We start from the raw sequence: 14,363 nt of genomic DNA on the forward strand, positions 1-14,363 counted from the left end.
GTGTCAGGCCGTCAGGTCACCGATCTGATCAGCTTACGCTCAAGCACCCGCAGCACCATTCGCAGATCATGTCCACGTTTCAGGATCTGACCATCCATGCCGACAACCGCATATTGTCCTTGCCGGTTGCGCAGCTTGGGCCGCTTTTCGATCCGGTACAATGGGTGCTCAGCCGTGCGGCGAAACACCGAAAATACAGCCAGATCCCGTAGGGTGGAAATGCCGTAGTCCCGCCATTCCCCGGCGGCAACCATACGACCATAGAGCGACAGGATCACCGAAAGTTCGGTCCGATGAAAGGCAACCTGCTGCGGGTCAGAAAACGATGAGAAGGGCTGCACTTGGTCAAAGCTCATATCAACAGCGTCGCGCCAAACAGCCCGCAAATCAAGCATTATTGCTGATCGACCGTGCTGCGCCGCCCTCAGGACGGCGAAAGTTCAGGCACAACAGACCGCGTATCCAGGCCAATGATCTGCTCAAATGCCGCCCGACCGGGCGTCGTCAGCAACAAGCCCCGTTTAACGGACTGGCGCTTCACCCACCCCGCATCCAGCGCGTGGGACAGCAACTGACGCCCTAAAGCGCCTGAAATATGCAGACGCCGTTCGGTCCAGTCCATACAAGGGCGGGCAAATGGCTGCCGTCCCGGCTGGTCAGGCAGCACCACGCCAAGCCTGTCCCATTCTGTCGCCGGGATCACCTCAAACCCTCCGTTGCGCTCAACCAGAAGGCCCAGCTCAATGAAACGCGCAGTCATCGCCACAGCCAGCGGGCCCGCAAAATGGTCGTAACAGCTACGGAGCGGTGCCAATTGACCCGCCTTGCGCTGCTGTGCGCGATGCAGATGATCCGATGGCGCAATCGCCGCCAGCTGTTCGAGGGTATGGGCCACCTCCGCACTGGCCAACCGGTGAAACACACAGCGCCCGCGCTTTTCGGCCACCACCAGACCTGCGGACTGCAACATCTGCAAATGCGCGGTGGCAGTGGGCGGGGTGACACCAGCGGCTGAGGCCAGCTCCTTGTTGGTGTAGGACCGCCCATCCAGCAATTCGCACAACATACGGGTGCGGCTGGCATCGGCCAGGGCCTGGCCCAGAATATCAAATCGTGGCGTACTCATGCACAGAGACTAACCCAGCGCCCGGGATCAGGCCCAGTACAAACATTTCGCCCGCCGTCGAAGTGTTCGCTGTTGGAAGTCCGTTTGCGCATTAACCGCGATCTAACCCGATCCGCATAATCTGGCGGCCTTGCGACACATCTGGTTAGGGAAACAGCAGGCGATGACACTCCACCTGACAAAGGACAGCACCCACCCGGCGCGGGTCGTCGCAGTGTCTCCGAACACCCGCCAACTTCTGATCCCTTTCTTTGCGGTGTTGAGTAGTCTGTTGCTGATGGCGGCATTGCTATTGCTCGCGGGCAAGGTTGAGGCAGAAAGCCCCGCACCGAACAAATATGTTGCCGAGCGCATCGCCCTGATGAGCAGTCAGAAAAAGGCGCTTCAGGATCTCACCGCAATGACGCGGGATTATATCGCGTTTGATCGGTCCGGCGCCCGTGCGGCACGACGCAGCCTGATCCGGTCGACACGCCGCATTCCGCGCCATTTCCGCCGCGACGTGACAGATCTCTCGTCCCACGCGCGCGGTGGCATTTGGACGAATTGGGCTGATTTCAAACGCCATGCCGATGATGCTGAAAAAGCAGCGCGCGCGCTGAATACCCGCTCAGCCTCAGGACTAAGACGCAGTTTGCCAAGGCTGATCTCTGCCTGTCACAACTGCCACCAGATCTATCGCAACACGCCCAGGGAATTCACCACCCACTAAGGCCCCTCCGGTCCGTCGCCTAAACTTTAGGCAGACGCGCCATAACGGGCGAGGAATGTGGTGATCGCCGCATCGACCACCCGCTCCCGCTCCTGCAGTCCGATCTCAGCTTCGATATTGAACAGCAAGCGCAAGAACATATCCGCGCGACACAATTCGGCAAACTGATCCGCAGCCAGATCCAGATCGTCGATCTTCAGTTCGCCACGTGATGTTGCCTCCGCCAGATACTCTCGCAGCTGGGACCGAACGGTCGCAGGCCCGCTTTCATAGAACCGCCGCCCCAGGTCGGGAAACCTGTCCGCCTCGGCAACGCAGATGCGAAACATCTTCACACCAAATTCCGACAGGATCACTGAGAGGATATGATGACCCGCCTCGCGCAGCGCCATCTCTGGCTCGCAACAGCCCGACGCGATCGTTACCGCCCTATCCGCCTGACGGGCACACCCGTGGCGGGCAACCTCCATGAACAGCAGGCGCTTGTCCGGAAAATAGCTGTAGAGCGTCGCCTTGGAAACACCGGCTTTGCGGGCGATATCATCAACGCTGGCGCCTTCAAACCCATGGGCCATGAATACATCCCGCGCGCCCTGAAGCACCTGGTCATATTTTCGGCCCTTACGGGGAATGGCGGCTGGCTGGTTCATCCATACTCTCTGCTGTGGCGTCGGGTGCGACCGGATATGTCGCAGATCTCGGGTCCAATCTACACATTCGCAAATGAGGTCAAGCATTGCCTCACGCCCATTTGTAACACCTTGACACCCTGTGAGTTAGCGCGCCGCGCACGCAAGGGAAATAAACCTGCTCTCAGAACGTTGCGACACAGGCAACAGCTCTGCCACCAGCACGGCTGCGCGCCAGACCCATCGGCATTGCAGTGCCGATGGATAGGGCAGTCCGTGGAAACCCAAGTGCCGGGTTCGATACGGGACCGAACACTCGTTCCCGACGGAGACAGAACCCTCTTTCCGCGTTGGTTAATTCAGGTTACCAATTGCGGCGATGCTCGATATATTTCTGAGAACACTTCCGTTTTTTGCAATTATTGGCCTTGGATACTGGGCCGGGCGCAGCCGTTTCTTCTCCGAGGAGGCGACTGCGAGCCTGACTAAATTTGTCTTCTACTTTCCATTGTCGGCGATGATTTTTCGGTTTGCCGCCAATATGTCCTTCTCCGAAATCTTCGACCCACGGCTGATCCTCGGTTACCTGCTGGGCACGATGGCGGTCTATGTCCTGACCACGCTGGTAGCGCTTCTGCGGCGTCTCGATATGCAGACCGCCGCGGTTGAGGCGCAATGTGCAGCCATCGGCAATGTCGGTTTTCTTGGCTTGCCGATGATGGTTCTGCTGTTCGGTCCTGCGTCTGTGGGCCCCATGATGCTGATCCTCAGCGTCGATCTGGTGGTGTTTTCCTCCCTAATCGTGGTTCTGATAAACGTCGGGCGTGGCAGCGGGTTCGGCGGTGATACGCTTCGGCTGGTTGGGCGGGGGCTGCTGCAGAACCCGATGATCCTGTCCATTTGCGCCGGTCTGATATGGTCGGCTCTGGCCCTGCCGATTCCGACGCCTGCCAATGCGTTTCTGGCGCTGCTTGGCGATGCGGCAACGCCGGGCGCTCTCTTTGCCATCGGCGCCTCTCTGGCGTCGAAATCCGCAGAACGGGTCCAGATCGCCAGCTGGCTCAGCTTTGCCAAACTGGTGTTGCATCCGGCCGCCGTGGCCCTCTGTCTACTGCTGCTGATCCCGGTCGATCCTTATGCCGCGGCGGTTGCAATTGCCGCTTCTGCGCTGCCAGTTGCTGGCAATGTCTACATGCTGGCCCAGCACTATGGCGTCGCACCGCATCGGGCCTCCGCCGCTATTCTGCTCTCAACGACCCTCTCTATCCTGACATTGCCGATGGTGATCGCCTGGGTTTCAGTCCTGACGCTGCCCTAACACGTGCCAAGCGTCCTGATGGGCGGATCAGGCCAGCACTTCAGACCGCCAGAGACCGCAGTCTTCAGGTTTTTGCAATCATATGTCGCAAAAACAAGAGCCGCAGACGCGCAGTCACTGGACGCTATGGCTGACCACAGGTAGCGATAGACCAACAAGGAACAAAGGAGTCGCCCCATGGAAACCGTCTCGGAAAATGCCGCCTTCGGAGGCGTGCAAGGCGTCTATCGCCATGCCAGCAGCAGCACCAACTGCGACATGACCTTTGGGCTGTTCCTGCCGGAGGAAGTCGCCGATGGCCCGGTTCCGCTGCTGTGGTATCTCTCCGGGCTGACCTGCACCCATGAAAACGCGATGACCAAGGCCGGGGCGCAAGCCTGGTGCGCCGAACAGGGCATCGCCATGGTTTTCCCCGATACCTCCCCCCGTGGCGAAGGGGTCGCCGATGATGAGGCCTACGATCTGGGTCAGGGCGCTGGTTTCTACGTGAATGCCACGCAGGCCCCTTGGGCTCCGCATTTCCAGATGTGGGACTATATCACCGAAGAACTGCCCGCTCTGCTCGGCGAACAGTTTGCGCTGGATATGGACCGCCAGTCGATCACCGGCCATTCCATGGGCGGGCACGGCGCGTTGACGATGGCGATGAACCTGCCGGGCCGGTTCCGGTCGGTGTCGGCCTTCGCACCGATCTGCAACCCCTCCGCCAGTGACTGGGGTCGCAAACAGCTGTCTGCATACCTTGGCGCGGACGAGGCGGCCTGGGCCCGTCACGATGCCACCCTGATGATGCAGGATAGCGGCTTTGACGGGCCTATGCTGATCGACACCGGAACATCAGACCAGTTTCTCGATCTGCTGCAGCCCGAAGCACTGGCGCAGGCAGCCGCGGCGCGCCGTCAGCAGGCGGTCTTGCGAATGCAGCCCGGCTATGACCACAGCTATTTCTTCGTCTCCACCTTCATGGAGGATCATGTCTCCTTCCATGCCGAAGCGCTGTACCGGGGCTGAACCATGACAGACTACAACTATGATCTCATCATTATCGGCTCTGGCCCCTCTGGCCGGACCGCAGCCATTCAGGCCGGGAAGCTGCACCGCCGCGTGTTGGTGATCGACCGCAAGGATCGGCTCGGCGGTGTCTCGGTCCACACCGGCACCGTCCCGTCCAAAACCCTGCGTGAAACCGTACTGAACCTCTCCGGCTGGCGCGAGCGCAGTTTCTACGGACGTGCCTACCGGGTCAAAGATCAGATTCAGGCCGAGGATCTGAAGGCCCGCCTGCATATGACGCTCGATCATGAGGTCGACGTGCTGGAACACCAGTTCAACCGCAACCATGTTGAGGTTCTGCCCGGCCTGGCCCGTTTTGTCGGCCCGAACGAGGTCGAAGTTGCAACCGAGGCAGGTGATACCACCCGTGTGACTGGCGAGAAATTCCTGATCGCCACCGGCACGCGGACCTATCGCCCGGACTACGTGCCCTTCAACGGAAAAACCGTGGTTGATGGCGATGAATTCCTTGAGATGGAGGAAATCCCCCGCTCGCTGGTCGTTGTTGGTGCAGGCGTGATCGGTGTTGAATATGCCACTATGTTCTCCGCCCTTGATGTGCGCGTGACCCTGATTGAGCCGCGCGACACCTTCCTTGACTTCATCGACAGCACGCTGATTCAGGATTTCACCCATCAGATCCGCGAAAACGGTGTCGATCTGCGACTTGGCTCGGCCATCACCAAGATTGAGGATGAGGGCAGCCATATTGAGGTCAGCCTAGAGAACGGGCGCCATGTGCGCGGCGACATGCTGCTGTTTGCGGCGGGCCGCATGGGCAATACCGAGGCGCTGAACCTTGAAGCCGTCGGGCTGGAGACGGATCATCGCGGTCGCCTCAGCGTGGACCGCAAATCCTACCAAACCGCCGTGCCGCATATCTATGCCACCGGTGACGTGATCGGCCACCCCTCGCTGGCCTCAACCTCGCTGCAACAGGGCCGGGTCGCGGCCTGTCATGCGCTGGAGACCCCAACCCTGCCGGAAAGCCCCTGGTTCCCCTACGGGATCTATTCTGTGCCCGAAATGTCCACCTGCGGCATGTCGGAGGAGGAATTGCAGGAACGGGGCATCCCCTATGAAATCGGCATCGCCCGCTTCCGCGAAACCTCACGCGGGCACATCATGGGGCTTGAGCACGGCATGCTGAAAATGCTGTTCTCCCTCAAAACCCGCCGGGTTTTGGGCGTCCAGATCGTCGGCGAAGGCGCGACTGAGCTGATCCACATTGCGCAGGCGGTTCTGAACCTCAAGGGCACGGTGGACTATTTCGTTCAGAACACCTTCAACTATCCAACCCTGGCGGAGGCATACAAGATCGCCGGCCTTGATGCCTTCAACCGGATGCCCATCCCTGATGAATTCAAGGTGAAGAAATCAGACGCGGAGACATCCAAGCCCGCCGCCAAGGGTAAATCGACAGCCAAGGCGAAGTCGACCAAGGCTGCGGAGTGATGGCACTCTATATCGACGCCGATGCCTGTCCGGTCAAAGCCGAGGCCGAGCGCGTGGCAACCCGCCATAAGGTCACCATGTACGTGGTTTCCAATGGCGGGCTGCGCCCGTCGCAGAACCCGCTGGTGGAAACGGTGATCGTATCAGAAGGCGCCGATGTGGCAGACATGTGGATCGCGGAACGCTGTGGCGCGGGCGATGTGGTGGTTACCGGGGACATCCCGCTGGCCGCCAAATGTATCGAGGCTGGCGCACGTGTGCTGCGCCATAACGGCGAGCGGTTCACTGAAGCCAATATCGGCCAGCAACTGGCGATGCGCGATCTGATGGCAGACCTCCGCGCCGCCAATCCACTGGGTGCGGGCGGCAGCGGCAAGGGGTTTACCAAGGCGGATCGCTCCAGATTTCTGGATGCGCTGGAGCGCGAAATCCGCGCCGCAGCCGCCAACTGACCCACGCCGGTTGCGCAGCCCTTGCCTCTGGCTTCTCTTTGCGCCACTGATCGCAGGGCAGACGACCAGAGGGGGCAGACGTGACGCAGCAACAGGCCAGCCTCTCGGTTCTTGGCGTCTTTGCCGCTATTGGCGCCGCGGTCTGCTTCTCCATCATTGATGTGATCTTCAAATTCCTGTCCGGGGACTATCCGCTCTATCAGGTGGTGATGCTGCGCTCAGTGGTGGCAATGGTTGTGTTGCTGGTGCTGATTATCCCGCTCGAAGGCGGCTACGGTATCCTGCGGACGCGTCAACCTCGCCTGCATTTGCTGCGCAGCCTTGCTGTGCTGTTTGCCAACCTCTGTTTCTTCACCGGTCTTGCAATCATGCCAATGGCTGAGGCAGTGGCCATCGCCTTTGCCACGCCACTGGTGGTGACCAGCCTGTCAGTTCTCTTCCTGAAGGAACGGGTCGGCCCCTGGCGCTGGACGGCAGTTGCGATTGGCTTTGCCGGGATCCTGATCATCATGCGCCCTGGTCCCGGCACCTTTCAACCGGCTGCGATCCTGCCGTTTCTGGGGGCCTGCGGCTACGCCACGCTGCATGTCCTGACCCGACGTGCGGGCGGCGAGGACAAGGCGGCAACGCTCTCTTTTTATCCCACGCTGGGCTTCTTGCTGGTGAGCACCCTTGTGGGGCTGACAACCGGCGATGGGCGCTTTGCCAGTTCTGACAACGCCGGGGTACAGTTCATTCTGCGCGCCTGGGTCTGGCCCGAGCCACAAGACTGGATCCTGTTCCTCATCGTCGGGCTTGCGGGCTCCATCGGGGGCTACCTTGTCAGCCAGGCCTACCGCCAATGCGAAGCCGGTCTGGTCGCCCCATTCGAATATATCGCCATGCCGATGGCTGTAATCTGGGGGGTTCTGGTGTTTGATGAATGGCCTGACGGGCCGGTTTGGATCGGATCCACCTTGATCATTGGCGCCGGGCTTGTTTCAGTCTGGCGCGAAACCCGCCGCAGTCGCCCGGCGCCACGCCCGCGACCGCGCTCGACCGGATAGGAGAGCTGAAGATGACCATCCAAGCCGTCGTTTTTGATATCGGCCGCGTGCTGATCGAATGGGAGCCCGAGCGCTTTTATGATGCCAAGATCGGCAAGACCCAGCGCGAAGCCCTGTTTCACGAGGTCGATCTGCATGGCATGAACCTTGGCATAGACCGGGGGGATGACTTCAAAGACGCGGTTTACGCGCTTGCCGATCAGCACCCCGAATGGGCTGAGGAAATTCGCCATTGGCACGACAGCTGGCTCCAGATGGCCAGCCCTGAAATCCCACACTCCGTCCGCCTGATGCGCGCACTGCGGCAGCGCGGCGTACCAGTGTTTGCGCTGACCAATTTTGGCATTGGCACCTTTGATCTGGCCAAGACCACCTACCCGTTCTTCAACGAATTCGATCAGGCCTTTGTGTCTGGTCATCTGCAGACCCTGAAACCGGAAGCGGAGATTTACGCCCATCTGGAACGCGACACGGGCGTGGCACCAGAACGGCTGCTCTTCACGGATGACCGCCCCGAAAACATCGAAGCCGCCGCCGCACGTGGCTGGCAGACCCATCTCTTTACCCACCCTCAGGGTTGGGCCGATCGACTGATCTCCGAGGGCTTGCTAACAGCGGAGGGCGCCCGATGACCACGATCCTGCAGATCCCCTTTGATCAGGGGGAAGCCAATCTTGACTGGCTCTCATTCTGCGACGCGCTTGCCGCCGGTCACCAGTTGCAGAAGGCCGAGGTCACCGACAGTTTCCTTTACCGGGGCAACGACACGCTGCTCAATCGCGCGGCCTGGATCGATGGTCTGGGTCTGGCGGTCAAAAGTGCCACTATTTTTCCCGGCAACCCGGATCAGGGCCACCCAATGGTCAACGGGGCTGTCTGTCTATATGCGGATCAGTCCGGCATGCTGGAGGCTTTGGTCGATTTCCATCTGGTGACCAAATGGAAAACCGCAGGGGACAGTCTTTTAGGCGCTCTGCGATTGGCCAACCCTGACAGCCGAGAGATCCTGATTGTTGGGGCCGGGACCGTTGGCGCATCGCTGATCGAGGCCTTTGGCACCGCCTACCCCAAGGCACAGCTCCGCATCTGGAACCGCACCGCTGAGAAAGCCGAAGCGCTGGCCGACCGTTATCCGAACGCCAAAGTTGCAACCGATCTGGAAGCTGCCGTGCGGGCGGCTGATATTGTCGTGACCTGCACCATGTCCTCCAGCCCTGTCATCAAGGGCGCGTGGTTGCGACCTGGTCAGCACCTGAACCTGATCGGCGCCTACCGTCCAGACATGCGCGAAGCCGATGATGAGGCGTTGCAACGCGCGGACATCTATTGCGACAGCTTTGACACCACCTTAGATCACATCGGTGAATTCAAGATCCCTCTCGCACAGGGAGTGATCAGCCGCGATGACGTGCGGGCAGATTTCTACGATCTGACAGCCTTCCCCCGCTTCGATCCTGCCAAGATCACCCTGTTCAAAAACGGGGGCGGCGCCCATATGGACCTGATGACCAGCCGACACATTCTGGACCGCTGGCAAGGGGGAACATAGCCCCCCCGCCGCACCACCGTCAGGCGGCGGCCAGCACAGTGCGCGGATGCTCACGGATCGGCAGGTGGACAATGGCGCTGAAAGCTCCGATCCCAACGCCGATCCACCAGACCAGCGTGTAGTCACCATAGATGTCATACATCCGTCCCCCCAGCCAGACGCCAAGGAAACTGCCCAGCTGGTGGCTGAAGAACACAATCCCATAAAGCGTGCCCATATAGCGCAGCCCGTAAAGATGCGCGACCAGACCGGAGGTCAGCGGCACCGTGGCCAGCCACAGGGACCCCATAACGATGGAAAACACGATCACAGTGACCGGCGTGATCGGCACAAGGATGAAGGCCGCCGCCGCAATCGTACGGCCGGTATAGATTGCCGCCAGCAGGTATTTCTTGGAGTACCGGTTGCCAAGCCAGCCCGCCAGCAATGTCCCGCCCACATTTGCCGCCCCTATCAGCGAAATCGCCACCGCCCCAAGCGCCGAGGTGGAGGTGATCCCGATGGAATACAGCGCACCGCCCGGCAGGATCGGTCCGCACATCTCTGTCACGAAGGCTGGGAAATGCGCGGTGACAAATGCCAGCTGATAGCCGCAGCTGAAGAAGCCAAGGAAAATCAGCGTGTAAGAAGGATCCTTGAACGCCTTCTTCAGGATCGCCCCCATGCTCTCTTCCAGCTCAGCCTTAGAGGCCGCCTCAGGTGCCCGCATCAGCGGCAATGTTGAAATCAGCGCCAGAACTACGCCCGCGAACACCAGAAATACGCTCTGCCAGCTGAGGAATGTCAGCAGCCACTCCGCGGTTGGAGCGCCAAAGATCTGCCCGGCAGACCCCGCCGCCGTCACAATGGCCAGTGACATCGACCGGTTCTCATCCGAGCTGGCACGACCAACCACGGCCAGCACAACACCAAACCCTGTACCCGCAATGCCGAACCCCACCAGCCATTCATAGGCCTGCATCTCAAACGGTGTGGTGGCCCAGGCGCTGAACACCAATCCGGCAGCATAGATAAGTGCTCCGATGATGATCGCCTTCCGGTCACCGATTTTCTCGGCAATCGCGCCAAAAATCGGCTGGCCGATCCCCCAGGCCAGGTTCTGAATGGCAATCGCCAGCGAGAATTCGGACCGGAGCCAGCCGAACTCCTCGGCAATGGGGATCTGAAATACCCCAAAAGAGGCCCGCACAGCAAAGCTGACCATGATGACGACACAGCCAACGATCAGAACGGGGGTGAACAGCGGGGCAGGTCGGGTCATGAGGAGGCTCCTTCGCCGGGATATGTCCGGCCAGACGACGGTACGGAAAAACCACATCCGGTCAAATCAGGATTTTTGCGAGAATGGGCAAGAATAATTGATGTATGAGGCACTCCGCTTTCCAAATGGCTCGCGCCCCGGTCACAGCGCTTGCCAAGCAAGCCCGTAGAGACCTGTCGGGACATCTCTTCCCATCCGCATCCCTGCGCGCTATCCCTTGCGGCATGACCCATCTGACCGCGCTCTATCAGCAGAAAATCGACGTCGGCCTGTTGAAACCGGATCCGGCACAGGAAGCCGTGCTCCCCCATTTCGACCGCATAGCCGAGGGTCTCAAAGCCCCTCCTGTCAAGCGGGGCCTGTTTCGCAAGGCCACCTACGAGACGGTGAAGGGGCTGTATCTCTGGGGCGGGGTCGGGCGTGGCAAATCGATGCTGATGGATCTGTTTGTCGACAGCCTCCAAGATGTTCCATCGCGTCGCGTGCATTTCCACGCCTTCATGCAGGAAATCCACGGCAAAATGCACGAGGCGCGCCAGCAGGGGGTCGAGGATGCCCTCGCACCGGTCGCGGCAGAGGTGGCCGGATCGGTCCGGCTCTTGGCCTTTGACGAGATGCAGATCACCGATATCACCGACGCAATGATTGTTGGGCGGTTGTTTGAGGCCCTGTTTGCCGCCGGTGTCACCGTGATCACCACCTCAAACCGGGTGCCGGATGACCTTTACAAGAATGGGCTGAACCGGCAGCTGTTCCTGCCATTCATTGATCTCATCAAGCAGCAGATGCAGGTCCATGAGATGGTCAGCCCGGTCGACTACCGTCAGGATCGGCTCACTGGGGCGCAGGTCTATTTTTCGCCGGTGAATGCCGAGGCCAACGCAAAGATCCGTGCGATCTGGGAAGATTTGTCGGGAGGCCCGGCAATGCCTCTAACGCTGGAGGTCAAAGGGCGCGAGGTCACTCTGCCCGCCTTTCGCAACGGGGTGGCGCGGGCCGGGTTCTACGATCTGTGCGGCAAGATGCTGGGGCCTGGCGACTATCTGGCCATTGCGGAGGTTGTCAAAGTTCTGGTGCTGGAGGACATCCCCCGCCTGTCGCGCAACAACTTCAACGAGGCCAAGCGGTTCGTGACGCTGATTGATGCGCTGTATGAGGCAGGGGTGCGCCTGATCTGTTCCGCAGCGGCAGAGCCAGAAATGCTCTATGTCGAAGGGGAAGGCACGTTTGAATTTGAACGCACCGCCTCGCGTCTGCGGGAGATGCAGGACAAGGATTGGGGTCAGCAGAGCTGAACAAAGTGGTGGAAACGGGCGACGTTGCCGGGGGCGCTGCCCCCTCGAAAGCAAGGCTTTCTCACCCCCGGAGTATTTGGGGAAAGGTGACAGGCGGGGTACGCAGCAAGCACCCCGGCTCTCAGCGTCAGCCGTTGTCACGCAGGATATGACCCGCCAGATAGAGTGAGCCGCAGATCAGCACCCGCGCCTGCGGGTCCTTGGCGGTGATTACCTGCAGCGCTGCCAGTGTGCTTTCTGCCGTGTCGGCCTTGATGCCCACGGACTTGGCTGCGGCTTCGGTCTCTTCGGCGCTGAGCGTATTCACCTCATCCGGGATTGAAATCGCCGTGAGGCTCTCAACATGCGGGGCCAGCGGAGCCATATAGCCGCTCACGTCCTTGGTGTTCAGCATGCCGCAGATCAGATTCGTGGGCCGCGCGGGCAATCCCGCCAGCACCTCCGCCAACGCAAGGCCTGCCGCCGCGTTGTGGCCGCCGTCCAGCCACAGCTCAGCCGCGGGCGCCGCATCTACCAGTGGACCCGTTTTCAGCTTCTGCATGCGCGCAGGCCATTCGGCATTGGCCATGGCCGCCTCGCAGGAAGCCTCATCCGCGCCAAGGTGGCGCAGAACAGCCAGCGCCGCACCGGCGTTCTGGATCTGATGCGCCCCCAGCAGGGCCGGCAGCGGCAGATCCAGCAAGCCGTATTCGTCCTGAAACACCAGCCGCCCGCGTTCCTCCCAGACATGCCAGTGCTGACCATAAGCGATCAATGGCGCACCGAGGCGGGTGGCAGTGGCCTCAATGACTTCCATCGCTTCCTCTGGCTGGGGGCCAACCACAACCGGCACGCCGCGTTTGATGATACCGGCCTTTTCGCCCGCGATCTTGGTCAGGGTGTTGCCCAGAAACTGTTCGTGATCGATGGAAACCGGAGTGATCACCGAGATCTCAGGCGTGATGACGTTGGTTGCATCCAGACGCCCACCAAGGCCGACCTCCAACAGGGTGTAATCCGCAGGCGCGCGCGAAAACGCCAGGAGGCCCGCCACCGTTGTGATTTCGAAATAGGTGATGTTCTCGCCGCCGTTCTTGGCGTAGCACTCATCCAGCACCTCACTTAGGTGCGGCTCCGAAATCAGCTCCCCCGCCAGCCGGATGCGTTCGTGGAACCGTGCCAGATGCGGCGAAGTATAGGCGTGAACACTCTTGCCCATCCCCTCAAGCCCGGCGCGGATCATCGCCTGTGTGGAGCCCTTGCCGTTGGTGCCCGCCAGATGGACCACCGGCGGCAGCTTCTCCTGCGGATTATCCAGCGCCGCAAGCAACCGCCAGACCCGGTCCAGCGTCAGATCGATGATCTTGGGGTGCAGCGCCATCATGCGGGCAAGGATCGCGTCGGAGGTCTGGGTCATTTTGCGGCTCACTGATGTAGGCGATTTTACGAGGGCAATATAGAAACGGCCCGCGCGCAGGACGAGCGGGCCGTAATATCACAATTCTAGCAGGATCAGGTTCCTGATACCGGTGCGTCTGCGGCACCGTTGGCATCATTCGCGGCCTGCTCGCTTTCATCCGGTGCAGGCAGGTCGCCAACAATCTGCGGTGGCAGACCCAGAAGCATCCGGGTGATCTTGATCAACTCTTCCCGCATTTCGGTGCGCGGTGTCACGCGATCCAACATGCCGTGATCCAGCAGGTATTCGGCGCGCTGGAACCCTTCGGGCAGTTTTTCGCGAATGGTCTGCTCAATCACACGCGGACCGGCAAAGCAGATCAATGCGTTGGGCTCAGAAATATGCACGTCCCCCAGCATCGCATAAGAGGCGGTCACACCCCCGGTGGTCGGATGGGTCAGCACCACAATATAAGGCAGACCTGCCTCTTTCAGCATCTGCACCGCAACCGTGGTCCGGGGCATCTGCATCAGCGACAGGATCCCCTCCTGCATGCGCGCGCCACCGGCAGCGGAAAACAGCACCAGCGGGCGTTTCAGTTTCACCGCCTCTTCAGCAGCGGCAATGATCGCGTTGCCAACATACATGCCCATGGATCCCGCCATGAAGGAGAAGTCCTGCGCGGCGGCTATGATCGGGGTCCGGCCAATTTCACCGGCGGCCACCAGCATCGCCTCTTTCTCGGACGTCGTCTTCTGCGCTGCTTTCATCCGGTCGGGGTAGCGTTTCTGATCCCGGAACTTCAGCGGATCCGCCAGTGGCTCAGGCACGGCAACCTCGGTGAAGATGCCACCATCAAACAACGCCAGAAAACGGTCGCGGGGCGTGATGTGCATGTGATGCCCGCAGTTGTTGCAGACATTCAGATTGTCGCTCAGCTCGCGGTGAAACAGCATGGTGCCGCATTCATCGCATTTGCGCCAAAGGTTCTCGGGAACTTCGCGGCGCGAGAAGATCGAATTGATCCGCGGCCGGACGTAGTTGGTGATCCAGTTCATAAGCCATGCCTTTGTAGGGGCGGTTTGGACC

At 60.4% G+C, this 14,363-nt stretch carries 15 protein-coding genes; 9 read left to right on the forward strand and 6 right to left on the reverse strand.

The features are described 5' to 3' along the window. Positions 1 to 11: 11 nt before the first annotated feature. Together OO25_RS01165 and OO25_RS01170 are read right to left on the reverse strand one after the other, a co-directional pair. Complete coding sequence (locus OO25_RS01165; protein ID WP_173677666.1) at positions 12 to 356, reverse strand: DUF2794 domain-containing protein; 345 nt, start codon at positions 354 to 356, stop codon at positions 12 to 14. Positions 357 to 424: 68 nt separating this feature from the next. Then, positions 425 to 1,126, reverse strand: coding sequence for a helix-turn-helix transcriptional regulator (locus OO25_RS01170; RefSeq protein WP_175304790.1), 702 nt, complete (start codon positions 1,124 to 1,126; stop codon positions 425 to 427). Between the two features lie 163 nt (positions 1,127 to 1,289). Between OO25_RS01170 and OO25_RS01175 the strand changes: the two genes are divergently transcribed. After that, on the forward strand, positions 1,290 to 1,838 hold the full coding sequence (locus OO25_RS01175) for a cytochrome c (protein WP_040178085.1): 549 nt from the start codon (positions 1,290 to 1,292) through the stop codon (positions 1,836 to 1,838). Positions 1,839 to 1,864: 26 nt separating this feature from the next. On the opposite strand, the gene OO25_RS01180 is transcribed toward OO25_RS01175, so the two are convergent. Beyond that, on the reverse strand, positions 1,865 to 2,488 hold the full coding sequence (locus OO25_RS01180; protein WP_040178087.1) for a TetR/AcrR family transcriptional regulator: 624 nt from the start codon (positions 2,486 to 2,488) through the stop codon (positions 1,865 to 1,867). A gap of 358 nt (positions 2,489 to 2,846) precedes the next feature. On the opposite strand from OO25_RS01180, the gene OO25_RS01185 reads away from it, so the two are divergent. The 7 genes from OO25_RS01185 (at position 2,847) to OO25_RS01215 (ending at position 9,340) form a co-directional block, all read left to right on the forward strand. Then, positions 2,847 to 3,785 (forward strand): AEC family transporter, encoded by a 939-nt coding sequence (locus OO25_RS01185; RefSeq protein ID WP_040178088.1) that lies wholly within the window; start codon positions 2,847 to 2,849, stop codon positions 3,783 to 3,785. A gap of 177 nt (positions 3,786 to 3,962) precedes the next feature. After that, complete coding sequence (gene fghA / locus OO25_RS01190; protein ID WP_040178089.1) at positions 3,963 to 4,796, forward strand: S-formylglutathione hydrolase; 834 nt, start codon at positions 3,963 to 3,965, stop codon at positions 4,794 to 4,796. Between the two features lie 3 nt (positions 4,797 to 4,799). Further along, on the forward strand, positions 4,800 to 6,293 hold the full coding sequence (gene sthA / locus OO25_RS01195; protein WP_040171639.1) for a Si-specific NAD(P)(+) transhydrogenase: 1,494 nt from the start codon (positions 4,800 to 4,802) through the stop codon (positions 6,291 to 6,293). Then, entirely contained in the window at positions 6,293 to 6,745 is a 453-nt protein-coding gene (locus OO25_RS01200; RefSeq protein ID WP_096788418.1) for a YaiI/YqxD family protein, read from the forward strand. The genes sthA and OO25_RS01200 overlap by 1 nt, the downstream gene beginning before the upstream one ends. An 80-nt stretch (positions 6,746 to 6,825) precedes the next feature. Further along, positions 6,826 to 7,791, forward strand: a complete 966-nt coding sequence (locus OO25_RS01205) for a DMT family transporter (RefSeq protein ID WP_040178090.1) — start codon at positions 6,826 to 6,828, stop codon at positions 7,789 to 7,791. Between the two features lie 11 nt (positions 7,792 to 7,802). Then, positions 7,803 to 8,423, forward strand: a complete 621-nt coding sequence (locus OO25_RS01210; protein ID WP_040178091.1) for an HAD family phosphatase — start codon at positions 7,803 to 7,805, stop codon at positions 8,421 to 8,423. Then, positions 8,420 to 9,340, forward strand: a complete 921-nt coding sequence (locus OO25_RS01215; protein ID WP_040178092.1) for an ornithine cyclodeaminase family protein — start codon at positions 8,420 to 8,422, stop codon at positions 9,338 to 9,340. The genes OO25_RS01210 and OO25_RS01215 overlap by 4 nt, the downstream gene beginning before the upstream one ends. Before the next feature lie 19 nt (positions 9,341 to 9,359). Here OO25_RS01215 and OO25_RS01220 read toward each other — a convergent pair whose 3' ends face one another. Continuing rightward, the gene (locus OO25_RS01220; RefSeq protein WP_040178094.1) at positions 9,360 to 10,601 is read right to left on the reverse strand and encodes an MFS transporter; all 1,242 of its coding nucleotides are present in this window, start codon (positions 10,599 to 10,601) and stop codon (positions 9,360 to 9,362) included. 224 nt (positions 10,602 to 10,825) lie between these two features. Here OO25_RS01220 and zapE point away from each other — a divergent pair, with 224 nt between their 5' ends. Then, complete coding sequence (gene zapE / locus OO25_RS01225; RefSeq protein ID WP_040178096.1) at positions 10,826 to 11,896, forward strand: cell division protein ZapE; 1,071 nt, start codon at positions 10,826 to 10,828, stop codon at positions 11,894 to 11,896. A gap of 127 nt (positions 11,897 to 12,023) precedes the next feature. Here the strand turns inward: zapE and OO25_RS01230 are convergent, their stop codons facing one another. Both OO25_RS01230 and accD read right to left on the reverse strand, forming a co-directional pair. Next, positions 12,024 to 13,292, reverse strand: a complete 1,269-nt coding sequence (locus OO25_RS01230) for a folylpolyglutamate synthase/dihydrofolate synthase family protein (RefSeq protein WP_040178097.1) — start codon at positions 13,290 to 13,292, stop codon at positions 12,024 to 12,026. 95 nt (positions 13,293 to 13,387) lie between these two features. Then, positions 13,388 to 14,332: an acetyl-CoA carboxylase, carboxyltransferase subunit beta gene (gene accD / locus OO25_RS01235; RefSeq protein WP_040171652.1), complete on the reverse strand. Its 945-nt coding sequence runs from the start codon at positions 14,330 to 14,332 to the stop codon at positions 13,388 to 13,390. Positions 14,333 to 14,363 lie beyond the last annotated feature (31 nt).

It is taken from the genome of Phaeobacter sp. S60 (assembly GCF_000826845.1).
GTDB lineage: Bacteria > Pseudomonadota > Alphaproteobacteria > Rhodobacterales > Rhodobacteraceae > Phaeobacter > Phaeobacter piscinae.

What these genes read in the sequence shown, in the direction of transcription:
- fghA (WP_040178089.1), top strand. Translation starts at nt 3,963, where the DNA reads ATGGAAACCGTCTCGGAAAATGCCGCCTTCGGAGGCGTGCAAGGCGTC.
- OO25_RS01200 (WP_096788418.1), top strand. Translation starts at nt 6,293, where the DNA reads ATGGCACTCTATATCGACGCCGATGCCTGTCCGGTCAAAGCCGAGGCC.
- sthA (WP_040171639.1), top strand. Translation starts at nt 4,800, where the DNA reads ATGACAGACTACAACTATGATCTCATCATTATCGGCTCTGGCCCCTCT.
- zapE (WP_040178096.1), top strand. Translation starts at nt 10,826, where the DNA reads ATGACCCATCTGACCGCGCTCTATCAGCAGAAAATCGACGTCGGCCTG.
- OO25_RS01215 (WP_040178092.1), top strand. Translation starts at nt 8,420, where the DNA reads ATGACCACGATCCTGCAGATCCCCTTTGATCAGGGGGAAGCCAATCTT.
- OO25_RS01220 (WP_040178094.1), bottom strand. Translation starts at nt 10,601, where the DNA reads ATGACCCGACCTGCCCCGCTGTTCACCCCCGTTCTGATCGTTGGCTGT.
- accD (WP_040171652.1), bottom strand. Translation starts at nt 14,332, where the DNA reads ATGAACTGGATCACCAACTACGTCCGGCCGCGGATCAATTCGATCTTC.
- OO25_RS01230 (WP_040178097.1), bottom strand. Translation starts at nt 13,292, where the DNA reads ATGACCCAGACCTCCGACGCGATCCTTGCCCGCATGATGGCGCTGCAC.
- OO25_RS01180 (WP_040178087.1), bottom strand. Translation starts at nt 2,488, where the DNA reads ATGAACCAGCCAGCCGCCATTCCCCGTAAGGGCCGAAAATATGACCAG.
- OO25_RS01210 (WP_040178091.1), top strand. Translation starts at nt 7,803, where the DNA reads ATGACCATCCAAGCCGTCGTTTTTGATATCGGCCGCGTGCTGATCGAA.
- OO25_RS01170 (WP_175304790.1), bottom strand. Translation starts at nt 1,126, where the DNA reads ATGAGTACGCCACGATTTGATATTCTGGGCCAGGCCCTGGCCGATGCC.
- OO25_RS01185 (WP_040178088.1), top strand. Translation starts at nt 2,847, where the DNA reads ATGCTCGATATATTTCTGAGAACACTTCCGTTTTTTGCAATTATTGGC.
- OO25_RS01175 (WP_040178085.1), top strand. Translation starts at nt 1,290, where the DNA reads ATGACACTCCACCTGACAAAGGACAGCACCCACCCGGCGCGGGTCGTC.
- OO25_RS01165 (WP_173677666.1), bottom strand. Translation starts at nt 356, where the DNA reads ATGAGCTTTGACCAAGTGCAGCCCTTCTCATCGTTTTCTGACCCGCAG.